Origin of the sequence: Humidesulfovibrio sp., assembly GCF_035560995.1 — a bacterium.
Classification (GTDB): Bacteria; Desulfobacterota; Desulfovibrionia; order Desulfovibrionales; family Desulfovibrionaceae; genus Humidesulfovibrio.
The window spans coordinates 1-20,802 of record NZ_DATMYK010000258.1; the positions used below are offsets into that span (position 1 = coordinate 1).

At 67.2% G+C, this 20,802-nt stretch carries 20 protein-coding genes; 5 read left to right on the plus strand and 15 right to left on the minus strand.

What is annotated here, in order from left to right:
- Positions 1 to 14: 14 nt before the first annotated feature.
- The 6 genes from VN419_RS10020 to VN419_RS10045 all read right to left on the minus strand — a co-directional run bounded on the left by VN419_RS10020 (position 15) and on the right by VN419_RS10045 (position 5,834).
- Positions 15 to 1,154: an ABC transporter permease gene (locus VN419_RS10020; RefSeq protein ID WP_325647055.1), complete on the minus strand. Its 1,140-nt coding sequence runs from the start codon at positions 1,152 to 1,154 to the stop codon at positions 15 to 17.
- 22 nt (positions 1,155 to 1,176) lie between these two features.
- The gene (locus VN419_RS10025; protein WP_325647057.1) at positions 1,177 to 2,289 is read right to left on the minus strand and encodes a BMP family ABC transporter substrate-binding protein; all 1,113 of its coding nucleotides are present in this window, start codon (positions 2,287 to 2,289) and stop codon (positions 1,177 to 1,179) included.
- Positions 2,290 to 2,419: 130 nt separating this feature from the next.
- The gene (gene gpt / locus VN419_RS10030; RefSeq protein ID WP_325647059.1) at positions 2,420 to 2,902 is read right to left on the minus strand and encodes a xanthine phosphoribosyltransferase; all 483 of its coding nucleotides are present in this window, start codon (positions 2,900 to 2,902) and stop codon (positions 2,420 to 2,422) included.
- A gap of 122 nt (positions 2,903 to 3,024) precedes the next feature.
- Positions 3,025 to 4,020: a glucokinase gene (locus VN419_RS10035; RefSeq protein WP_325647061.1), complete on the minus strand. Its 996-nt coding sequence runs from the start codon at positions 4,018 to 4,020 to the stop codon at positions 3,025 to 3,027.
- A 145-nt stretch (positions 4,021 to 4,165) separates the two neighbouring features.
- The gene (locus VN419_RS10040; protein WP_325647063.1) at positions 4,166 to 5,104 is read right to left on the minus strand and encodes a motility protein A; all 939 of its coding nucleotides are present in this window, start codon (positions 5,102 to 5,104) and stop codon (positions 4,166 to 4,168) included.
- 10 nt (positions 5,105 to 5,114) lie between these two features.
- Positions 5,115 to 5,834, minus strand: coding sequence for an OmpA/MotB family protein (locus tag VN419_RS10045; RefSeq protein ID WP_325647065.1), 720 nt, complete (start codon positions 5,832 to 5,834; stop codon positions 5,115 to 5,117).
- 300 nt (positions 5,835 to 6,134) lie between these two features.
- Here VN419_RS10045 and VN419_RS10050 point away from each other — a divergent pair, with 300 nt between their 5' ends.
- From VN419_RS10050 to VN419_RS10060, 3 genes are read left to right on the plus strand one after another with little or no spacing between them, the layout of a single operon-like run.
- Entirely contained in the window at positions 6,135 to 6,809 is a 675-nt protein-coding gene (locus tag VN419_RS10050) for a Maf family protein (RefSeq protein WP_325647067.1), read from the plus strand.
- Positions 6,806 to 7,489 carry a class I SAM-dependent methyltransferase gene (locus VN419_RS10055; RefSeq protein WP_325647069.1) on the plus strand — a complete coding sequence of 228 codons (684 nt, stop codon included), beginning with the start codon at positions 6,806 to 6,808 and terminating at the stop codon, positions 7,487 to 7,489. The genes VN419_RS10050 and VN419_RS10055 overlap by 4 nt, the downstream gene beginning before the upstream one ends.
- Complete coding sequence (locus tag VN419_RS10060) at positions 7,489 to 8,010, plus strand: YbaK/EbsC family protein (RefSeq protein WP_325647071.1); 522 nt, start codon at positions 7,489 to 7,491, stop codon at positions 8,008 to 8,010. Before VN419_RS10055 ends, VN419_RS10060 begins: the two co-directional genes overlap by 1 nt.
- Positions 8,011 to 8,031: 21 nt before the next feature.
- On the opposite strand, the gene VN419_RS10065 is transcribed toward VN419_RS10060, so the two are convergent.
- Genes VN419_RS10065 through VN419_RS10075 form a run of 3 tightly spaced genes read right to left on the minus strand, consistent with a single transcriptional unit; the run spans position 8,032 to position 10,219 of the window.
- Positions 8,032 to 8,559: a hypothetical protein gene (locus VN419_RS10065; protein WP_325647073.1), complete on the minus strand. Its 528-nt coding sequence runs from the start codon at positions 8,557 to 8,559 to the stop codon at positions 8,032 to 8,034.
- Entirely contained in the window at positions 8,556 to 9,374 is an 819-nt protein-coding gene (locus VN419_RS10070) for a metal ABC transporter permease (RefSeq protein ID WP_325647075.1), read from the minus strand. Before VN419_RS10070 ends, VN419_RS10065 begins: the two co-directional genes overlap by 4 nt.
- Positions 9,371 to 10,219: an ABC transporter ATP-binding protein gene (locus VN419_RS10075; protein WP_325647077.1), complete on the minus strand. Its 849-nt coding sequence runs from the start codon at positions 10,217 to 10,219 to the stop codon at positions 9,371 to 9,373. The genes VN419_RS10070 and VN419_RS10075 overlap by 4 nt, the downstream gene beginning before the upstream one ends.
- A gap of 220 nt (positions 10,220 to 10,439) precedes the next feature.
- Between VN419_RS10075 and VN419_RS10080 the strand changes: the two genes are divergently transcribed.
- Positions 10,440 to 10,748 (plus strand): SemiSWEET transporter, encoded by a 309-nt coding sequence (locus VN419_RS10080; RefSeq protein WP_325647079.1) that lies wholly within the window; start codon positions 10,440 to 10,442, stop codon positions 10,746 to 10,748.
- Between the two features lie 5 nt (positions 10,749 to 10,753).
- Here the strand turns inward: VN419_RS10080 and VN419_RS10085 are convergent, their stop codons facing one another.
- The 6 genes from VN419_RS10085 to VN419_RS10110 all read right to left on the minus strand — a co-directional run bounded on the left by VN419_RS10085 (position 10,754) and on the right by VN419_RS10110 (position 19,203).
- Positions 10,754 to 12,130 carry a cobyrinate a,c-diamide synthase gene (locus VN419_RS10085; protein WP_325647081.1) on the minus strand — a complete coding sequence of 459 codons (1,377 nt, stop codon included), beginning with the start codon at positions 12,128 to 12,130 and terminating at the stop codon, positions 10,754 to 10,756.
- Positions 12,131 to 12,132: 2 nt separating this feature from the next.
- Positions 12,133 to 12,891: a tetratricopeptide repeat protein gene (locus tag VN419_RS10090; protein ID WP_325647083.1), complete on the minus strand. Its 759-nt coding sequence runs from the start codon at positions 12,889 to 12,891 to the stop codon at positions 12,133 to 12,135.
- Between the two features lie 154 nt (positions 12,892 to 13,045).
- The gene (locus VN419_RS10095; protein ID WP_325647085.1) at positions 13,046 to 13,831 is read right to left on the minus strand and encodes a tetratricopeptide repeat protein; all 786 of its coding nucleotides are present in this window, start codon (positions 13,829 to 13,831) and stop codon (positions 13,046 to 13,048) included.
- Positions 13,832 to 13,931: 100 nt separating this feature from the next.
- Positions 13,932 to 16,982, minus strand: coding sequence for an EAL domain-containing protein (locus VN419_RS10100; protein ID WP_325647087.1), 3,051 nt, complete (start codon positions 16,980 to 16,982; stop codon positions 13,932 to 13,934).
- The gene (locus tag VN419_RS10105; protein ID WP_325647089.1) at positions 16,979 to 18,289 is read right to left on the minus strand and encodes an ABC transporter substrate-binding protein; all 1,311 of its coding nucleotides are present in this window, start codon (positions 18,287 to 18,289) and stop codon (positions 16,979 to 16,981) included. Before VN419_RS10105 ends, VN419_RS10100 begins: the two co-directional genes overlap by 4 nt.
- A gap of 128 nt (positions 18,290 to 18,417) precedes the next feature.
- On the minus strand, positions 18,418 to 19,203 hold the full coding sequence (locus tag VN419_RS10110) for an RNA methyltransferase (RefSeq protein ID WP_325647091.1): 786 nt from the start codon (positions 19,201 to 19,203) through the stop codon (positions 18,418 to 18,420).
- A 133-nt stretch (positions 19,204 to 19,336) separates the two neighbouring features.
- Between VN419_RS10110 and VN419_RS10115 the strand changes: the two genes are divergently transcribed.
- Complete coding sequence (locus VN419_RS10115; protein WP_325647093.1) at positions 19,337 to 20,653, plus strand: malic enzyme-like NAD(P)-binding protein; 1,317 nt, start codon at positions 19,337 to 19,339, stop codon at positions 20,651 to 20,653.
- Positions 20,654 to 20,802: the final 149 nt, after the last annotated feature.

Below are 20,802 nucleotides of genomic sequence, written 5' to 3' on the forward strand. Positions count from 1 at the left end.
GATCAGTTCCGGGCTCACGGGCGGGCTCCTTCACCCGTGGGGGCGGCCGCATCCTCGCCCGCGCCGGGGCAGTCCGCCGGGCCCTTGGCCGGGCGCTTCAGGCTCACGGAATAGGTGAGGAAGAACTGGCCGGCCAGCACGCACAGCAAGATGGCCCCTTCCATGATGGGCCCGAAGGCCGCCGGAATCTGGAGCTCCAGCTGCATCACCTCTCCGCCAACGCGGAAGGCGGCCAGCAGGTAGGCCGTGAAGGCGATGGCCCAGGGCTTGAGCCGCGCCAGCCAGGCCACCACGATGGCCGTGTAGCCGTAGCCCACCATGACGGTGGGCTGCAAACGGCCCAGGGTGGCCGAGGTCTCGATGCTGCCGGCAAGACCGGCCAGCGCGCCGCCCAGGCCCATGACGAAAAACACCAGGAAGCTGTAGGGCAGCTGGGCATAGCGCGCCACGCGCTCGCCTTCGCCGCAGGCGGCCAGCTCGAAACCCAGGCGCGTGCGCGACAGGAACACGCTGTAGGCGATGCCCGCGATGGGGCAGGCCAGAAGTCCCCAGTGCAGCTTGCCCAGCACTCCGGGCGCGATGCGCGCGATCTGCCCGCCGGAAGCGAACTCCGCCGTCATGGGGAAACCGAAGCTCGCCGCGTCCTTCCACACGCCGAAGACCAGATACTCGAGAAACAGGATGCCCACGTAGTTCAGCATGAGCGAGGAGATGACCTCGCTGACGCCCAGGCGCAGGCGCAAGGCGGCCGGAATGGCCCCCCAGGCCGCGCCCGCCGCCATGGCCGAGAGGAACATCAGCGGCATGAGCAGCGCGCCGGGCAGCCCGGGGAAAGTGAGCGCCGCCCAGGTGGCTCCCACCGCGCCCAGGGCGAACTGGCCCTCGGCCCCGATGTTCCAGATCTGCATGCGGAAGGACAGCGCCACGCCGAGGGCGCACAGGAAAATCGGAATGGCCTTCACCAGACCATCCAGAAGAGAATAGCCCTGCCCGAAGGCCCCCCGGAAGAGGATGGCCAGACCGCCCAGTCCGGGCTTGCCGGACAGGGTCAACAGCAGGGCGCACACAAGAAAAGCCAGGGCCAGGGCGCCCAGGTACACGACCAGGACGCCCCAGCCCAGGGGCTCTTCACGTTTGCGGATGACGAGGTTCACGCGGCTCCTAACTTGGCGGCTCCTACTGGACGCTGCCCACCACGCCTTCGACGAACCAGGTCATGCCGAGAAGCTCCTTGTCCTCGGCCTTGACGCCGGCGGCGATCTTCACCTGGCCGGCCTGGTCCTTGATGGGGCCGACGAAGACCTTGTCCTCGCCCTTCTTGAACAGTTCCTTCTGGGCGTTGACCTTGTCCTGCACGGGCTTGGGAACCATGGGGCCGAAGGGGGCGATATCCACCACGCCCTTGTCCATGCCCCACCAGATGGCGCGGCCGCCCTTCCAGGTGCCCTCGCGCACTTCCTTCACGATGGCTTCATAGATCGGGGCCCAGTTCCACACGGCGGCGGTCAGGTGGGCCTTGGGGGCGAAGGCGGCCATGTCGGAGTTGTAGCCGATGGAGTACTTGCCGCGCTCCTGGGCGGCCTCCTGCGGGCCGGGGGAATCCTGGTGCTGGGCGATGACGTCCGCGCCCACGTCGAGCAGGCTGATGGCGGCGTCCTTCTCCAGGGCGGGGTCGAACCAGGTCTTGGTCCACACCACGCGCACCTGGGCCTTGGGGTTCACGCTGCGCACGCCCAGGGTGAAGGCGTTGATGCCGCGGATGACCTCGGGAATCGGGAAGGCGGCCACGTAGCCGATGGTGTTGCTCTTGGTCATGAAGCCCGCGGTCATGCCGGTGAGGTAGCGGGCCTGGTAGATGCGGCCGAAATAGTTGCTCACGTTCTCGCTGGACTTGAAGCCCGAGCAGTGCATGAACTTGACGTTGGGGAAGTCCTTGGCCACCTTCATGGTCGGATCCATGAAGCCGAAGCTGGTGGTGAACACCAGGTCGAAGCCGCCGCGCGCCATGTTCTCGATGACGCGTTCGGCGTCGGCGCCCTCTTTCACGGCCTCAACATAGGAGGTCTTGACGTTGCCCATCTTCTCGATGGCCTTGCGGCCCTGGTCGTGGGCCCAGGAGTATCCGGCCTCGCCCACGGGAGAGGTGTACACGAAGCCGACCTTGAGCTCGCCGGTCTTGGGACCGTCGGCGGCCGGGGCGGCGGCCTTTTCCGGGGCCTTTTCGCAGCCGGCCAAAGCCAGCGCCAGGGTGAGCACAAGGGCTCCTGCGGTGCGCAGCCAGTGTTTCATGATGTTTGCTCCTCCTTAAGGGTGTGCCCGGATGACGCCCGGACGGCGGAAAATTGTGACAGGATAACCGGAATGACCCGGCCGGACAATACGCTTTGCCCCGCAGGCTGGTCTGCTTCGGGGCGAAATTCTATTCCCTGGTCTTGGCGATGGGCGGCACGAACTGCGGGGTGGAATCCCACGGGAACAGGATCCACGTGTCCTGGCCCACTTCGGTCACAAAGGAATCCACCAGGGGCCGGCCGGCCGGCTTGGCGTACACGGTGGCGAAAAAGGCCTTGGGGAACAGCTCGCGCGCCAGGCGCGCCGTGCGTCCCGTATCCACCAGGTCGTCCACCATGAGCCAGCCCGCTCCGTCGCCCTCCGGGCGCTTGAGGATGCTGGCCTCTCCCTGGCTCTGCCAATCGTAACTTGTAATACAGATGGTGTCGATGAGCCGGATGTCCAGCTCGCGGGCGATGATGGCCGCGGGAACAAGCCCTCCCCGCGTGATGGCCAGGACGCCCGTCCAGGGTCCGCCCTCGACCAGGCGCCCGGCAAGGGCGCGGCAATCCCGCTGGAGCTGGTCCCAGCTGACGGGGAAAACCTTGTCGTAGGGGTGCGTCTTGTCCACTGCTGCCTCGCGCGGGTGCTCGCGTTGAAGCCAGCTTCTTTAGCTCAGAGAGCCTCCGGGAGCAAGCCCCAGATCGTTCCGGCGGCGGCGGCTCAAAACCGACCGGAAAACAAGGAAATTCCTCAGCCTTGGCGGAGCAGGTGCTGGGCTGCGTACAGGGCCGCGCCATGCACGCCGGAGTCCTGGTTCCTGTTCAGCAGCACCGGCAGGCCGCACAGCAGCTCCGAATGGGAGGGCGAGCTGCGGAACTCCTCCAGAAAGGCCGGATGCTCCACCAGCAGGGGATTTTTTGCCGCCACCCCGCCCGCCAGGTACACCCCGCCCAGGGCCATTACGGCCAGGGCGTAATTGCGCGCCGCGCGGCCATAGAAACGGGCGAACCATTCCGCCGTGCGGGGCGACTGCGGCAAACGCTCAGCCACTTCGGGCGGGGTCAGGCTCTCGCCGGTCAAATAGGCGTGCAGCCGCGAGAGCCCGCCGCCGGTGACGATGGCGTCGCCATGGCAATAGGGCAGATGCGCGGTGCGGCGCACGTGCTCGGCATAGGCGTACTCTTCCTCGCCCACGAAGGGAAAGGCCGCGTGCCCGGCCTCGGAAGGCACGGGGACGTATCCGCCAAGGCCGTCGGGGGTCAGCGCGCAATGCCCCAGGCCCGTGCCCGCGCCGATGACCGCCACGGTCCCGCCGCGGATCAGCTCATGGTCCCGTCCGGGCTGCAGCACCTGGGCGTCCACCACGGCGCTGCTGCGGCAGGCGAAGGCCTGTGCCGTGAAGTCGTTGATGAGCGCCCCGCGCGTGAAGCCCACCTGGGCGATGTCGCGCAGGTCCACGTTCCAGCCGATGTTGGGCGGGGTGCAGATGTCGCCCCGCACGGGCCCGGCCACGGCCAGCACGGCCAGATCGCACTGGGCCGGGGCAAAGGGCTGCGGGGTGGAGAACAGCCGCTCCAGAAGCGCCACAAAGGACAGGGATTCATGAGTGCGCAGGCGCGCCACGTCCAAAAGGCGCAGGCCGTCCGCCCCTGCCGACACATTGGACGACATTCCGTCAGAATGAAGCTCGAAAAAGCCCATGCGGCTGTGCGTGCCGCCGATGTCCGCAGCGAGAATCCGAAACATGGCGCTCCTTGCCAAGGGGGGTCGTTTTGCCCGTTTCCTACAGCATTCCGGCAGGAAATCAAAGCGCCCGCAGGCGGGACACGCGCAAAACAAAAAGCCCCCGCCAGCGATGGCGAGGGCTTTTCATGGTCGGCTCGGGTACGCGTTAGGCCATGCGGACGATGGGCGCCAGACGCAGGTTCTGCACGGCGGATTCCTCGCGCGGGGCGGGCATGGGCACATCCTCGTTGAAGGCGGCGGCCTCGCGGGCGCCGTCCTCGGCCTTGGCGGCCGCAGCCTTGCGCTGGCGGGTGATGTACTTCTTGGTGATGGCCTTCAGCAGTTCGGCCTTGCCTTCGCGCTCGGACGGCGAAAGGAAGCTGGTGAGCTTCTTCTCCAGCCGGTGCGAGTTCTGCTCCTTGGCGATGGCGATGATGCCCTCCATGACGAGCTTCTGGTTCAGCATCTCGGCCCCGGTGTGGAAGTTGATGCTCTCCGCGATGGGCGCCAGGACCATGTTCGAAAGGACCACGCCGTACAGGGTGGACACGAAGGCCACGGGAATGCTCGACACCAGGGCCTGGGTGTCCTGAATGCCGGAAAGCATGCCGATGAGGCCGATGACGCTGCCCGCCACGCCGAACGCCGGGGCGGCCTTGGCCAGGGTCTGGAACACGCGCTCGCTCTGCTGCCTGCGCTCGCGGAAAAACGCCATCTCGGTGTTCAGGAATTCGCGGATGTCGCGCTCCTTGTAGTTGTCCACCAGGAAGGTCACGGCGTTCTTCAGGAAGGTGTCGGCGATCTTCTGACGCACGGCCTCCAGGGAGAGCACGCCCTCCACGCGGGACTTCACGGAAAGCTCCAGCAGGATGCGCACGATGTCGTCGGGCGTGGGCTGGCGCTCGGTGTACACGCTTCTGGCCACCAGAAAGGCGGTGCGGATGCGCGCATAGGGATAGCTCATGAACAGGGCGGCGAAGAGCCCGGCCACCACGATGAGGAAGGCCGCCAGGTTCCAGTACACGGCCAAACCGCCGCTCATCCAGAACCCGCCCACGAAGATGGCCCCGCACAGGAGCACGCCAAGCATGTTCTTCTTGTTCATCGCTGTCCCCCTAAATATCTGTCAAGACGAGTACTTCGACCCTTCGGTTACGCTTGTCGGCATCATTTGCCGTGGCCGGAACCTCCGGCTGGAAGCTGCCGCGCCCGGTGACCAGGAACCGCTTGGGATCCAGGTTCGCGCTGCGGATGAAATATTGCGCCACGCTGGCCGCGCGCTTGGCCGAAAGGGCTAGGCTTTCTTCCGGCGTATTGGTCTCGCCCTCCGCGCTGTGCCCCACCACCAGCACCGCGCCGGTGCTGACGCGCAGAATCTCGGCGATGCGCTCCAGGTACTGGCCGCTGTTGGCCGAAAGGGCGTCGCCGCCGGGGCCGAAGAACAGGTCGCCGCGCAGAAACACGCGCACCTGGCGGTCGGTCTCGCGCACGACGGAGATGCCCAGGTTGTCCGATTGGTAGTAGGTTTCCTTCACCGGGGTGCCGCCCGCGTTCTGGAAGGCCTTGCCGTCCTTCACGGGATCGTTCAACTGGCCCAGGAAGGCCTGCATGGGATCCACCGGGGCCTTGGTCTCCGCGGGCTTGGGCTGGGCCTGGGGTACGGGCCTGTCCTTTGCCCCGGGGCCGCTGGAATAGATGAACAGCACGGCGAAAACCATGAACATGATCATCATCAGGTCCGACCACGGCACGGACCACTCGGCGAAGTTGCCGCCAGCGGCCAGTGTTTTGCCCCCGTCGTCGCGCACGATTCCGTATCTGTCCCGTCCGCCCATGCCGCACGTCCTTTTTCTGCCGCCGCCGGACAATCCGGGGCCGCTCTGCCCTGCTCAAGCAAATTGCCTGCCAACGGCTCGAACGCACCGACATAACAAAACAATCACATCACCCTGGCGAATATTTCCCCGGCAGCGCCAAAACTCCGGCACGCCCGCGGGGCAGTCCACCGCCATCGGACACCGCAGGGCAAATAACGAAGCACCGCCGGGCGCGGCGGCAAATCGCGGAAGATAATTCATTCATTGCACCGTTACACACGCATTGACTCCGCCCCGAAATGGCGTCACAAGCCGCCCATGACCAACGCCTTCACCCCACCCGCAGGCCCTGGGGCCTATCGCACCCTGTCCGCCCTGGTACTGGGCTCCAGCTCGCCGCGCCGGCGCGAACTGCTGGGCTCCCTGGGCCTGGAGTTCGAGGTTTGTCCGAGCAACGCCCCGGAACCGCCGCCGCAGCCCGGCGAGGCCCCGGAGGCCTACGCCAGGCGCATGGCCAAACAGAAGACCATGGACGTGGCCGCCCTGTACCCCCAGGCCACGGTTCTCGGGGCCGACACCATCGTGGTGCTGCCCGGCGCCCCCGGCGCGGACGCCCTGGTGCTGGGCAAACCGGCAGACGAGGCCGACGCCCTGCTCATGCTCACGCGGCTTTCCGGCCGTTCGCATCTGGTCATTACGGGTTGCTGTCTGGCCCTGCCCGGCCGCGCGGAGCCCCTGTGCTTCGCCGTGAGCACCGAGGTGGCCATGCGCGCCAGCAGCCGCGAGGAGCTGGCCGCCTACATCGCTACCGGCGAACCGGCGGACAAGGCCGGAGCCTACGCCATCCAGGGCCTGGGCGCGTTCCTGGTGGAGCGCGTCACCGGCTCGTACACCAACGTGGTGGGCCTGCCGGTGACGGAATGCGCCAGCATCTTGCTGGGCCACGGCGTCATCGACGTGCGGCCCCTGGGCAAGGAAAGGAACAGGGCATGAGCGACGCCTTCGCTGCCAAGGCCGCGCAGTGGGACGCCAACCCGTTGCGCGCCGCCGTGGGCCAGGCCTTCCATGCCCAGGTGCGTCTGGCTGTTGCGGAGTATTTCGCGGACGGCCTCGCGGGCCGCACCGTGCTTGATTTCGGCTGCGGCACCGGGGTCCAGGGCCTGCACCTGGCCGCGGACAACCCGGCCCGCCTGCTCTTTGTGGACACTTCCCCGGCCATGCTGGAGGTGCTGCGCGGCAAGCTGGCGGACGCACAGAGCCCCCAGATGCGCGAATGCGCCCTGGTGCACGAAGGCCCTCTTGAGGCCCTGCCTGCGCCCGCAGCCTCGGTGGACCTGGCCGTGAGCCTCATGGCCCTGCATCATATCGAGGACGCGCACGGCGCGCTGCGCTCCCTGCGCGGGCTGCTCAAGCCCGGCGGGCTGCTGCTTCTGGGCGATCTGCTGCCCGAGGACGGCAGCTTCCACGCGTCCGCAGCGGTCGACTCTTCGGGCGATCCTCCGGCCGAGCACAACGGCTTCGATCCCGAGACCCTGCGCACGGACTGCGAGAGCCTGGGCTTTGCCGTGCTGCGCCTGCTGCCCTTCCATCTGCTGCGCAAGCCCGACGCAACCGGTGCCGTGCGCGAGTACCCGCTGTTCTTCCTGGCCGCGCGGGCCGCGCGAGCCGTCTGATGGCCGCGCACTCAACCGCAGGTTCGCCTCACGCGGACTTCAGCACCCTTTTGGAACGCGTCCGCTCCAGCGGGTTCAGCTTTGTCCTGCACGAGCACGAGGCCACGCGCACCATTGGCGAGGCCGAGGCCAACCTGGCCTTCGACGTGGCGCGCATCGTCAAGACCATCGCCTTCGCCACGCGTGACGGACGTCTGGTGCTGGCCGCCCTGCGCGGCACGCTGCGTGTGGATTATGCCAAGCTGGCGCGGCTGGCGGGCGTCAGCCGCAAGGATCTTGCGCCCCTGTCGCCTCGGGACGTGCTTGCGCGCATCGGCGTGGCTCCGGGCGGGGTTTCGCCCCTGCATGGCCAGGGGCATGGTCTGGTAGACGGGGAAGTGTTGCTGTTCGTGGATGAGGACGTGCTGGCCATCGCGCCCACGCTCTACTGCGGCACGGGCAGGCCGGACAGGACGCTCGAAATGGCCCCGGCCGATCTGCTTGCGCTGTGCGGCGGGCGCCTGGGCGCATTTTCGCGCTGATTTTCCTGATGAAATTGCCTGTTACGGCATCTCGCGGCGCACGGTGACCGCGAGCCCCTTCTCACGCAGGCGCACGGCCACGCGCTGGGCGCGCTCCCGCGTGGGCAGGGTGGCCAGCACCAGCTGGGCGCGGCAGCTTTCGTCCCACACCCAGATGTTCTCCGGCACCAGCACCCCGGCGCGGCGCACCATGTCCAACAGTTCGTCGCGGGCGGCCTCGCGCGCCTCGAAATTCTCCGGGTCCAGCGTGCGGCCCTGAGCCAGCACCCACCAGCCGCTCGTGTCCGCGTCGAGCCCGTCCGCAAAGCCCGCGCCAGCATCGGCCCCAGTTTTTTCCCAGTGTTTTCCGGTGTAGGGCGAGGGCCGCCTGCCGGGCTCTGTACCGGATTCATTGCCGGAACCGCCGCCCGCAGGGGCCTTCATGGCCTGCCCGGCCTTGGGCCGCAGACGCATCAGGGAATTGGCCTCAGCGCGCACAAGCATGGCCATGCGCTGGATGCTCCGGGCGACATCCTCCGCGCTGGCGCGGGGTTTCCTGCCCGCGCTCATGCGGTTTTCTCCGCGTCGCGCCGGTGGGGAACCGCCAGGGAGATGACGAAGCCCGCGCAGGCCACGGCGATGATGGTGGCCCCGCAGGTGAGGTCCAGGGCGAAGGACAGGTACAGGCCCGCCACGCAGAACACCGCGCTGAAGAGCCCGGCCAAGAGCATCATGCCCGGCAGCGAGCGCGCCCGGCGCTCGGCCATGAAGGGCGGAATGGTGAGCAGCGCCATGACGAGGATGAGCCCCACCACGCGGATGACCATGACCACGCACAGGGCGGTGAGGCCCATGAGCAGGAAGTGCAGGAAGCGCACAGGCACCCCGCGCGAGCGCGCGAACTCCACGTCGAAGCTCATCACCAGCAGCCCGCGCGAGAACACGGCCACCAAGGCCAGCACCCCGGCGGAAAGCCAGGCCATGAGCCAGAGGTCGGAATCGGGCACGGCCAGGATGCTGCCGAAAAGATAGCTCATGAGATCGGAGTTGTAGCCAGGCGTCAGGTCGAGCAGGATGATGCCCAGCGCCATGCCCGCTGCCCATAGCACGCCGATGACCGTGTCGGCCCGCTCGCGGGCGGAGAGGGTCACCCAGGCCATGCCCAGGGCGGCGGCGGTGGAGAAGGCGGCGGTGACGGGCAGCACGGGCAGGCCCAGGTAGAAGGCCAGCCCCACACCGCCGTAGGAGGCGTGGGCCACGCCGCCCGCCAGGAACACGATGCGGTTCACCACCACGAGCGAACCGATGACCCCGCAGATGAGGCTGGCGAGCAGCCCGGCCATGAGGGCGTTGCGGAAGAAATCGAAGGACAGGGCCTCCATCATGCGGGCTCGCCTCCGTCTTTTTCATGCGTATGCGCGTGGCGGCCGCCGCAGCAGTCCGGGTTGTCGTGCGCAAGCACCACGCGGTGCGGCACCGGGCCGTGGGCCAAAAGCTCCACCGGGCACCCGGCCACCTGATCCACGCCCATGGCCTCGGCGAAGATCTGCGGCGTGAGGCGCGAATCCAGGTGATGGTGCAGGCTGCGGTTCACGCAGGCGATGGATTTGACGCAGCCGTCCACGGTGGACATGTCGTGGCTGACCATGACGATGGTCATGTCGCGATTCAGCTCGGCCAGAAGCGCCATGAGCTCCTGCCTGCTCTTGCCGTCCACGCTGGCCGTGGGCTCGTCCAGGAGCAGCAGCTCCGGGCCGGAGACGATGGCCCGCGCGATGAACACGCGCTGCCGCTGCCCGCCGGAAAGATCGGACAGCCTGCGGTCCGCATGCGCGGACAAACCCACGCGCGACAGGGCGTTCAGGGCGGCCTCGCGGTCCCGCCTGCGCTGGCCCGCGCCCCGGAAGCAGTCCAGGCCGGGCCGCACCAGGCCCAGCAGCACCGCGCCCAGCACGGTGATGGGGAAACTGGCCGACACCTGCGTGAACTGCGGCAGATAGCCGATGCGTCCGCCCGCCTGGCCAGCGGGCTGGCCCAGTACGCGCACGCTGCCCCCGCCGGGCTTGGCCAGGCCGAGCAAAAGCCTGAGCAACGTGGACTTGCCGCCGCCGTTTGGCCCCAGCACGGCCAGAAAGTCGCCCGCGGGCAGGGTCAGGTTCACCTGATCCAGCACGCGCACGCCGTCGTAGGCGAACCAGAGGTCGGAAATCTCGATGGCCGGGGTGCTCACAAACTGCCTCCAGAATTCAGCGCCCGCCGCAAACCTGTGCTCGCGGGGCGCATCAACGGCTCTGTACTCCCAGGGGCGGGGCCAAGGCAACGGCTTTTCCTGCCATTTCCGGGCCCGTGGAGCCAGCGGAGGCTGTTGCCCGCGCAGTGTGCATGGGGTAGACCAGCGGCACAGCTCCGCACGGAGGCAGGCACGCCCCCGGGGAAGCCCAGGAGACGCAATGGAACTCGCTGTTACGGAATACATCGGCCTGGTTGCGGGCACGCTGACCACCGGAGCCTACCTGCCGCAGGTGTGGCGCACCTGGCGCAGCAAGACCGTGGACGACATTTCCCTGGCCATGTACTGGTCCATGACCCTTGGCGTGGGCCTGTGGCTGGTGTACGGCATCGCCATCCGCGCCGCGGCGGTGGTCATCGCCAACGCCGTGTGCCTGGTGCTGGTGGCCAGCATGCTCAGAATGCGCATCCGCTACGGCAGGCGGGCCAGGGAAGACGCCGCCAGGGGGCAGCTTCCCCCGCTCCAGTAGCCCTTTCAGCAACGCCGGGCGGCGTCCACAAAGGCTTGCGCGGCCTGCGGGTTCGAGGCCAGGTGCACGTGCAGCCAGCCGCCCAGGATATTGCCCACGGCCTGCCCGTCCAGGGTTTCCGCCCCGTCCGAGGCCGTGAGCGCGTAGGCGGGCTGCTCCGGCTCTCCCTCATGCTCTGAATAATGGAACTCGTGCCCGCGCACGGCGGTGCCCGCCGGGCCAAAGGGGCCAGGCAACAGCGTGCGCGCCTCGCGGTAGCCAAGCGCCGCGCGCTTCGTGCGCAGCACCGCCCGTCCGGGCAAGACCCCGCACATGGGGTGGGCCACGCCGCCGCCATCGGTCAGCGACTCCAGCAGATACATGTATCCGCCGCACTCGGCCCACACGGGCCGCCCGCTGGCGCAGAAGGCCCGCACCTGGGCCCGCAGCGGGGCGTTGGCCGCAAGAGCGGGCGCGGAAAGCTCCGGGTAGCCGCCGGGCAGATACAGCCCGCCCAGGCCCTCGGGCAGTTCGGCATCGGCCAGGGGCGAAAAGAAAGCCAGTTCCGCGCCCGCAGCTTCCAGCAGGCGCAGGTTCTCCTCATATAAAAAGCAGAAGGCCCGGTCGCGCGCGATGCCGATGCGCACCGGACTGGCCAGCGCGGAGGCGGGTTCCATTGTCGGGAAGGTGGAGAGGTCCAGCTCCGGCAGGGCGGCCAGCAGGGCCGGGATGTCCACGCCCTGCTCCACCCAGTCGGCCAGGGCGTCCAAAATATGTTCCAGCGCTGCGGAATCCGCCCCGATGCCTGCCCCGATATCCGCCGCCGTCACCAGGCCCAGGTGGCGCGAGGGCAGGGTCAGGGAGGCGTCGCGCCGCAGGCAGCCCAGGACAGGAAGGCCGGAGGCCAGGGCCTCGCGCAGGATGGCCTCATGCCGGTCGCTGCCCACGCGGTTCAGGATGATCCCGGCCAGGCGCAGGTCCGGGTCGAAGCGGGAAAAACCCAGGGCCAGGGCGGCCACGGAGCGCGCCTGGGACGCGGCGTCCACCACCAGAAGCGCGGGCAGGCCCAGCAGCTTGGCCAGATGCGCGGTGCTGCCGGCTTCGTCCGCCCCGCCGCGGCCGTCAAAAAGCCCCATGGCCCCTTCCACCACGACCACATCGGCCTTGCGGGCACGCCGGGCGAAAAGCACGCGCAGGGCGGCTTCAGGCTGCATCCAGGTGTCGAGGTTGTGGCTGGGCGTTGCGGTGGCCGCCGCGTGCAAGCCGGGATCGATGAAGTCCGGCCCGGCCTTGAAGGGTTGCACGCGCAGCCCCCGGCGCGCGAGGGCGCGCAAAAGCCCCAGACAGACCGAGGTCTTGCCGCAGCCGCTATGGGTGCCGGCAAGGACGAGGGCCTTGGGCACGCCTAAAATCCGCCCAGGTGCTTGCGCCCCAGGTAGCCCACGAACTGCCGCGCCTCCTGGTGCTCCGGGTTCATCTTGAGGCAATTGCTCAGGTGCTGGGAGGCCAGGGTGACGTCGCCCTTTTCAAAGGCGGCGCGGGCCATGTTGTGGTGCAGGTTCTCGTCGGTGGGGCACAAGGCCACCCCGCGCGCATAGAACTCCAGGGCCTCGTCGAACAGGCCCGCCTTGCGCAGGGAGATGCCGAACTCGTTGAACAGGTGCTTGTGTTCGTCCTCAAAGGCGGCGTCCATCTGCACCAGCCGCTCGAAGACCATGCGGGCCTTGTCCTTCTCGTCGCGGGCAAGGTAGCACAGGCCGATGCCGAAATTGGCGCGCACGTTCTCTTCATCAAGGGCCAGGGCCTTGCCGTATTCATACTCCGCGGAGTAGGTCTCGCCGCGCTTGTAGAACTTGTCGCCCCTGGCCACGGCCTTCTGGATCTCTTGCTGCTCCGCCGCTCTGCGGCGCAAGAATTCCTGCGACTTCTGCGGTTCGGGCAGGAAATTCTCCAGCAGCTCGTCGCGGCTTATGGTCTTCTTTTCGCCGAAAAGCGCATCGTCCGGGCCGAGGGTCTGCAGCTCCAGCGTTTCATCTTCGCGCTCCTGCACGAAAAAATATACGTACTTTTCCGTACGCCGTGATGTTGTTCCCGTACCAATGGCGGAAACCACCTTTTGGAAGAACACGCCGTTGATGCGCTGCGCTGTATATGCCAAATCCATAGTCAATCCCACCCAGGACAGGAATCTTTCCCAAGCTCTACACCACTTCCCCAATCCAGGAAAGAGGCAGCATGCAACATTGCCGCAGATCCCATTATTCAGGGGAGTTAGATTCCCGCCAGGAAGGAGGGATAAGCAGCGGCCGCGGTCGAGATCAACCTCCGGCGAGCTTCTTTCTCTTCAGGTAGTCAACAAATTGAAGGGCCTCGGCATGCCCGGGGTTGAGGCGCAGACACGCGCCCAGGTGCTGGGCCGCGGTCTTGGCGTCGCCCTTGTCGAAGGCTGCGCGGGCGATGTTGTAATGCAGGTTCTCGTCCGAGGGCGAGAGGTCCAGGGCGCGGCGGTAATAATCCATGGCCTCGGCCTGCATGCCCGCCTTGCGCAGGGAGATGCCGAACTCGTTGAACAGGTGCTTGTGCTCGTCCTCAAAGGCCGCGTCGAGCTTCACCAGCCGCTCGAAAACCTCATGGGCCTTGGCCTGCTCGCCCCGGTCTATGTAGCACAGGCCGATGCCGAAATTGGCGCGCACGTTGCCCATGTCCATGGCCAGGGCCTTGTTGTACTCGAACTCCGCGGTGAAACTTTCGCCGCGCTTGCGGAACTTGTCACCCCTGGCCACGGCCTTCTGAATCTCCTGCTCCTGGGGCGAAAGGCAGGACACGGCCCGGGCCATGCTCTTTTGCGGCTCCGGCAGGTAGTTGGCCAAAAGTTCGTCGCGGGTGATCTCGGTCTTGGGGCCAAAGGGCACGTCGTTGGCCGCCAGGGCCTGCACCAGCATGGCGCCGTCCTCGCGCTCCTCCACCAGGAAATAGGTCACCACCTCGGTCTTGCGGGCCGTGGTGCCCGAGCCGATCTTCTGGGTCTTCTTCTGGGAAAACACGCCGCTGATGCGCCCCGCCTGGGCGTTGGCGGCGTGCGGAGACGGAGGAGTCTGGCTCATTGGTTGCCCTGCCTGTGCTGATGTGCCGGGTGCGTGGGCTACGTATTACACCACTTCCGCCCGGCGGGGAAGTGCCTTGCCCGGAGGGCGCCCGGGCGGATCAAGGGAAGTCCGGCCAGGCCTTGGCCGCGCCGGAGGCGATGAGCGCCAGGGCGTCCTCCAGCAGCAGCGGCCGGGCGAAGAGATAGCCCTGGGCGTAGCGGCAGCCCAGGCTGCGCAGGAAGGCCAGTTGCTCGTGGGTCTCCACGCCCTCGGCCACCACCTTGAGGTCAAGGCCCGCGCCCAGGGTCACCAGGCTGCGCACGATGGCCTCGCTGCCGGGGTCCAGGCCGTCCAGGGAAAGCCCGGCCACGAAGGCCCGGTCGATCTTGATGGCGTCGACGCTGAAGCGCTGGATGTAGGACAGGGACGAATAGCCGGTGCCGAAGTCGTCGATGCACAGGCCGAGGCCCAGCTCGCGCAGCTTGGCGGCGATTTCGCGGGCGCTGTTCACGTTGTCCAGCAGCACGCTTTCCGTGATCTCCAGCGCCACCGAGGCCGGCTTCACGCCGCAGTCGCGCATGGCCTGCTCCAGGTGGCCCACCAGCAGCGGATTGCGGAAATGCTTGGCCGAGATGTTCACGTTGGTCACAAAGGGCGTCTGCAAATCCGGGGAAGCGTTCTCCAACGCGGCCTCGAAGCCTTTGACCGCGCAGCAGGCCTGGGCGAAGACCCAGTGGTCCAGCGGGTAGATGATGCCGGTCTCCTCGGCCAGGGGGATGAACTCCGCCGGGGAGATGTCGCGCCCGCTGACGCGTTTCCAGCGCACCAGGGTTTCGAACCCGGCCAGGCGGCGCTCCAGGATGTCTGCTATGGGCTGGAACACCAGCGAGAGACTGCCCTGGCCCACGGCGCGCCGCAGTTCAATCTCAAGCTCCATGAGCTCTTGGGCCTGGTGGTGCATGCGCTTGTTGAAGACCTTGAAGCGGCCCTTGCCCTGGGCTTTGGCGTGGTACATGGCCGTGTCCGCGTCGCGCAGCAGGGCCTCCGGCCTTTCGTAGCCGCCGGTGTGCAGCACGATGCCCAGACTGCCGGATGTGGTCACCTCGCGGCCATCCAGGTCCAGCGGGCTTGAAATCTCGTCCAGCACCCGGCGCGAGAAACGGATGGCGTCGCGCGGGGCGGTCAGGTCCTCCAGCAGGATGGCGAACTCGTCGCCGCCGAAGCGGGCCACGGTGTCGGTGCTGCGGCCGCAGGCCACCAGCGTGCCGCTCACGTGGCGCAGCAGCTTGTCGCCGATGTCGTGGCCCAGGCTGTCGTTGATGATCTTGAAGCGGTCCAGGTCCATGTACAGAACGGCGAAGCGGAAGTCCGCGCGGCGGCGGGCGCGGTCCATGGCCATGCGCAGGTGGTCCAGAAACAGCAGGCGGTTGGGCAACCCGGTGAGAGGATCGTGGAAGGCCTGGTGCACCAGCCTGTTCTCGGCTTCCTTGCGCAGGGTGATATCCTCCACAAACCCCTCGTAATGCAGGGTCTTTCCGGTCAGATCCACCACCTTGCGGGCGTTTTCAGAAATCCAGATGACCCGGCCGCTCTTGCGCCGCACCTGGGATTCGAAGCCCTGCACCTGGCCCAGCTCCTCCATGACCTCCAGGAAGGTTTCGCGGCGCAGGGCCTCCACGTAGGGGCTCATCTGGGAAAGCGTGGCCACCAGTTCCTCGGGCGAATCGTAGCCGAAGATGGTCGCCATGGCCGGATTGGCCGATAGGTAGCGCCCCTCCGGCGAGATCTGGAAAATTCCTTCCACGGCGTTCTCGAAGATGCCGCGGAACTTGGCCTCGGCGCGGCGCAGGGCGTCGCCCACCACCTTGCGCTCGGCCACCTCGATCTTCAGCTGGGTATTGGCGCGCGAAAGCTCGCGGGTGCGCTCGGCCACCATGCGCTCAAGCAGCACGCGCGATTCCTCTCGCTCGTACTCCAGCTGCTTGGTGGCGGTGATGTCGCGCAGGATGCACACGCTGGCCGGGCCGCCGGTGAGCAGCACGCGGGCCACGGTGATTTCCACCGGAAAGTTCTGGCCATCGGCCCGCTGGGCCTGCACCTCCACCAGCTGCGCCACCCCGCCCGAGGAATCAAGGACGCCCGTCGCGCCGCTGGCCGCAGTGGCCTCGCACACCTGGGGGCCAAAAACCTCCGCGCAGGCAAGTCCCACCAGACCGGAGGCCACCAGCCTGGAACCGGACGGGCCTGATTCAAGCGCACCGACTTCGGACGGGCTCGGCTCGGGCAGGCCGAACATGCGCAGAAGCGCCGGGTTGTGCTGCAGAATGCGCCCGTCCTGCACCACCAGCAGGCCATCGGCGATGTTGCCCACGATGGCCGAAAGCGAGCCCAGGGCGTCCTTCAACTCCGCCGTGGCGTCTTCCACGCTGCGCTCCAGCTGGATCACGTGCCCGGCGATCTGCCCGGCCATGCTGCGCATGGAATCCGCCAGGGCGCCGATCTCGTCGGCCGAGCGCACCTCGCAGGTGGTGGAAAAGTCGTGGCTGGCCACCTGCCGGGCGTAGTCCGCCAGGCTGGCCAAGCGCCCGGTGATGCTGCGTATGTAGAGATAGGCCACGGCCAGGCAGAGCAGAAAGGCCGAGAGCGTGAGCAGGTGCTGGCGCAATATGGCGGAGGATGTGGCCTTGCGTATGGGCTCCATATCCATGCCGATGTGCACGAAGCCGCCCCGGCCGCCCAGCACAGGCTGCACCACGTGGAGAATCTCCGCCCCGGTTTCCAGGGTGATGGTGCGGATGTCCGGCTGGGTGCTGGCCATCTCGCGGCCGCCCATGGAGGCGATGATCTGGCGCACGGCCTCCGGCACAGCGGGAGTGAAGGTGTGGGCCACCACCTCGCCCTTGGCGTCCACCACCACGATGTAGGACAGGTCGCCCATCTCCTGGTGCTGGTCTATGGCCGCCTGAATGTTGCCCGCGCTCTGCTCCAACAGCAGCTCGGTGTTGCCGTCGGCTATGCTGCGGGCAATGGCCAGGGTTCTGGCCTTGTATTCGCTCTCCAGGGCCTGCTTCAGCTCGCGCGAGGATAAAAGGGCCGTGGCCGTGGCCATGAGTCCGAAGGCCGCCACCAGGAACAGCAGCAGACGGATGAGCAGGCGGCCCTTTATCATTTGCGGCCCCGCGCTCCGGCGCCGTTTTCCGCCCGTTCTTCGGCTCTGGGGCCGGACAGGCCCTTCAAGCTCTCCACGCCCTCAAAACGGCCGCCGCGGTAGACGGTAAGATAGGTGCGCTTGAGCCCCTGGCCGGATCCGGGGCGCAGGTCGGCCTTTTCGGCCAGCCCCAGATCCACAGCCCGCAGTGATGCCAGGATTTCGCGCAGGCGCTCGCGGCTGGCCGTGGGCCCCATGCGCTCCACGGCCTCAGCCAGGGCCAGCCCGGCCAGAAAGCCCTCGAAACCCACGAAGCTCAGGCGATGCGGCGCATACTCGTCCGGGCTCATCTGAGGCGGGCGCTGGGGGCGCACCCGGGCCATGGCCTGGCGGTAGGCGCGCACGGCGGGCAGACGCTCGTCTTCATAGCTTGGCACCACCTGGGAGAATACCAGCCCGGTCAGATAGTCGCGCCCAGTGGCGCGAGCCTGGACCAGCAGAAATTTGGACAAATTGTCGGCATCGGCGAAGGAAAGCGTGGCCACAAGATCCGTGTAGCCCGCGACTCGCAGGTCGCGCACGAAGGCGGCGCAGGCTGGAGCCGTGCCCACGGTGATGACGGCGTCGGGCTTGCCTGCCAGAATGAGGGCGACCTCGCGGCGGAAGTCCTGGTCGAAGCTCGCCCCCCGGCGATAGGTGGCCTCGGAGACGAGGTGCAGCCTCCGAACGGCCAGGGCACGGCGCACGCCGTCCCAGCCGTTGCGGCCGTAAACATCGGCTTGGTGGAACACGGCGATGCGCTTGCGGCCCGTCCCGACCAGGGCGGCCACGAGGTTTCCGGTCTCCGCCAGATAGGAGGCCCGCAGGTTGGACACACAGACGTCGTAAGGCTGTTCGCGCAGCATGTCGGCCCCGGTGAGGGGGAACAGCAGCGACATGGATTGGTTTTCGTAGTGTTTGAGCAGCGGCAGCACGCGCGCCGTGGTGGGCGTGCCCACATAGCCCAGGAGGGCGAAGACCTTGTCCTGCTCCACAAAGGCGATGGTGTTGCGCATGGCCGTGGCAGGGTCGTAGGCGTCGTCGCGCAGGATGAGCTTGAGGGTCCAGCCCCCGGCGCCGCCCTGGGCGTTCACGTGCTCAAAGGCGGCCATGAGGCCCCGGTGGTACTCCATGCCCAGCCCCCGGGCCGGACCGCTGAAGGCGGCCGACATGCCGAAGACCAGCTCGCCCTGGGCGAGGGCCGGGCGGACGGGCAAGTACAGTGACAGACACAGCGCCAGGCACAGCGCAACACGCCGCGCGGCGACGAACGCCCAAGGCGGACGCACGCCGCAGAAAGCCGCCAGCCCTGCTGGGCCGGTGCGGCGGAAAGAGGCTGAACGCAATTCGGACATGGCAACCCGCAGGTACAAGCAGCGGCACGTTTGCGCCTCGGAGACTCGATGCCCACCTTGCCCTATTTTTCGGAAAAATCAATACTTCCCGGCAAGTCATTGATAGCAGCGCGTTGCGCGCGCGCCGCCACCCCGCGCACCTGGCGGCAAATGCCCATGAGCAGATTGAACTCGTTGCGCCGCAGGCGGAAACGCGAGAAAAACCGCCGCACCGGCAGCATCCAGTACTCCGCGTTCTGGTCCTTCAGGAAGTCGATGGCGGTGAGGGCCTCCTGCATGCTGGCGAAGAGCGCCTGCCGTTCCTCGAAGGAGGCGTCGCGCTCCGTGGGCGGCCCCTTGGGCTCGAAGGGCCTGGTCAGCGCCAGCTGGTAGCACTCGTACAGCAGGATGAGCACGGCCTGCGACAGGTTGAGCGAGGTGCACTGCGGGCTGGCCGGAATCATGGCCAGCTGGTCGCACAGGCTGGTCTCCTCGTTGGTCAGGCCGCGGTCCTCCGGCCCGAAGACGATGGCGACGCTGCCGCCCTCGTGCAGGCGGGTAAGCACCTCCGGCGCGGCCTTGGCCGGGGTCAAGAGCCCTTTGCGCCAGCCGCCCGTGCGCGCGGTGGTGCCCACCACCAGGCTGGTGCCGGCCAGGGCCTCGGCCAGGGTGGACACGATGCGCGCGCCCTCCAGGATGTGCCGGGCGTGCACCGTGGCCAGCGGCAGGGCCCGGTCCATCTCATAGCCTTGCGGGTCCACCAGGACCAGTTGGGCCGCCCCCATGTTCAGCATGGCGCGCGCCACGGAGCCGACGTTCTCGGCATATTTCGGGCGGAACAGCACCACCAGCAACTTATCCAACGGCATGAGCGCTCCTTGAAATGAACTGTGCCCAGACCGGCCACACCCCTTGACGGGCAGTGGGCGGCAATCTAGACTCATTTTCCGTGCCGCATTCGGCACAACCCCGGAACAACCTTAAATCACAGGGAGAACCCGTATGGCGCTGTACACCAAAGAAGAGGCTCTCAAGTACCATTCCATGAAGCGCAAGGGCAAGCTTGAGGTCATGTCCATCAAGCCCTGCGCCTCGCAGAAACACCTGACCATGGCGTACAGCCCCGGCGTGGCCGAGGCCTGCCGTTCCATCCACGCCGACGTGGAGCAGGTATACGAGTACACCAACAAGGGCAACCTCGTGGCCGTGGTCAGCAACGGCACCGCCGTCCTGGGCCTGGGCAACATCGGCCCCGAGGCCGGCAAGCCGGTCATGGAAGGCAAGGGCGTGCTCTTCAAGATCTTCGCCGACATCGACGTGTACGACCTGAACATCCGCCAGCTGGACCCGGACAAGGTCATCGAATTCTGCAAGATGCTCGAGCCCACCTTCGGCGGCATCAACCTTGAGGACATCAAGGCTCCGGAGTGCTTCAAGATCGAGCAGACGCTGATCAAGGAGATGAACATCCCGGTATTCCACGACGACCAGCACGGCACGGCCATCATCTCCGGCGCGGGCCTTTTGAACGCGCTGGACATCAGCGGCAAGAACATCAAGAACATCAAGCTCGTGGTTTCCGGCGCGGGCGCCGCGGCCATCTCCACCAGCCGCTTCTACGAATCCATGGGCCTGGACAAGAGCCAGATCTGGATGTTCGACTCGCGCGGGCTCATCCACACCGGCCGCACCGACCTGAACCCGGAAAAGGCCTACTACGCCCAGAGCAAGCCCTGCACCCTGGCCGAGGCCATGAACGGCGCCGACGTGTTCCTGGGCCTGTCCACCAAGGACATCCTCTCCCCGGAGATGGTCAAGAGCATGGCCGCGCACCCGGTCATCTTCGCCTGCGCCAACCCGGACCCGGAAATCGCCTACCCCGTGGCCAAGGAAGCCCGCCCCGACTGCATCATGGCCACCGGCCGCTCGGACTTCCCCAACCAGATCAACAACGTTCTGGGCTTCCCCTTCATCTTCCGCGGCGCTTTGGACGTCCGCTCCAAGGTCATCAACGAGCAGATGAAGATCGCCGCCGCCAACGCCCTGGCCGAGCTGGCCAAGCAGCCTGCCCTGCCCGAGGTCTGCGCCCTCTACGGCGTGAAGGAACTCTCCTACGGCATCGACTACGTCATCCCCAAGGCGCTGGACCCGCGCGTGCTTGAGTGGGTCTCCCCGGCCGTGGCCAAGGCCGCCATGGATTCCGGCGTCGCCAAGAACCAGCTTGATCTCGCCCAGTACAAGAAGGACCTGGCCGCCCGCATGACCGAGTCCAAGAAGCGCACCCAGCTCGTGGTCGACAGCTTCGGCTACGACCTGTAAGCCCCGCGCCTTCGGCCTCGCGCCACGCACGAACCCCCTAAGGCCCGGAGGAGACTCCGGGCCTTTTTCATTGCCCCGCGCGTGCGCATTCCCCTGCTTCCGGCGGCGCAAATCTTGCGCACAGCCCGCCCCTCCCCCCGGAACGCCAC

What these genes read in the sequence shown, in the direction of transcription:
- VN419_RS10060 (WP_325647071.1), top strand. Translation starts at nt 7,489, where the DNA reads ATGGCCGCGCACTCAACCGCAGGTTCGCCTCACGCGGACTTCAGCACC.
- VN419_RS10090 (WP_325647083.1), bottom strand. Translation starts at nt 12,891, where the DNA reads ATGGATTTGGCATATACAGCGCAGCGCATCAACGGCGTGTTCTTCCAA.
- VN419_RS10065 (WP_325647073.1), bottom strand. Translation starts at nt 8,559, where the DNA reads ATGAGCGCGGGCAGGAAACCCCGCGCCAGCGCGGAGGATGTCGCCCGG.
- VN419_RS10050 (WP_325647067.1), top strand. Translation starts at nt 6,135, where the DNA reads ATGACCAACGCCTTCACCCCACCCGCAGGCCCTGGGGCCTATCGCACC.
- VN419_RS10110 (WP_325647091.1), bottom strand. Translation starts at nt 19,203, where the DNA reads ATGCCGTTGGATAAGTTGCTGGTGGTGCTGTTCCGCCCGAAATATGCC.
- VN419_RS10045 (WP_325647065.1), bottom strand. Translation starts at nt 5,834, where the DNA reads ATGGGCGGACGGGACAGATACGGAATCGTGCGCGACGACGGGGGCAAA.
- VN419_RS10025 (WP_325647057.1), bottom strand. Translation starts at nt 2,289, where the DNA reads ATGAAACACTGGCTGCGCACCGCAGGAGCCCTTGTGCTCACCCTGGCG.
- VN419_RS10115 (WP_325647093.1), top strand. Translation starts at nt 19,337, where the DNA reads ATGGCGCTGTACACCAAAGAAGAGGCTCTCAAGTACCATTCCATGAAG.
- VN419_RS10055 (WP_325647069.1), top strand. Translation starts at nt 6,806, where the DNA reads ATGAGCGACGCCTTCGCTGCCAAGGCCGCGCAGTGGGACGCCAACCCG.
- VN419_RS10035 (WP_325647061.1), bottom strand. Translation starts at nt 4,020, where the DNA reads ATGTTTCGGATTCTCGCTGCGGACATCGGCGGCACGCACAGCCGCATG.
- VN419_RS10040 (WP_325647063.1), bottom strand. Translation starts at nt 5,104, where the DNA reads ATGAACAAGAAGAACATGCTTGGCGTGCTCCTGTGCGGGGCCATCTTC.
- VN419_RS10080 (WP_325647079.1), top strand. Translation starts at nt 10,440, where the DNA reads ATGGAACTCGCTGTTACGGAATACATCGGCCTGGTTGCGGGCACGCTG.
- VN419_RS10095 (WP_325647085.1), bottom strand. Translation starts at nt 13,831, where the DNA reads ATGAGCCAGACTCCTCCGTCTCCGCACGCCGCCAACGCCCAGGCGGGG.
- VN419_RS10070 (WP_325647075.1), bottom strand. Translation starts at nt 9,374, where the DNA reads ATGATGGAGGCCCTGTCCTTCGATTTCTTCCGCAACGCCCTCATGGCC.
- VN419_RS10100 (WP_325647087.1), bottom strand. Translation starts at nt 16,982, where the DNA reads ATGATAAAGGGCCGCCTGCTCATCCGTCTGCTGCTGTTCCTGGTGGCG.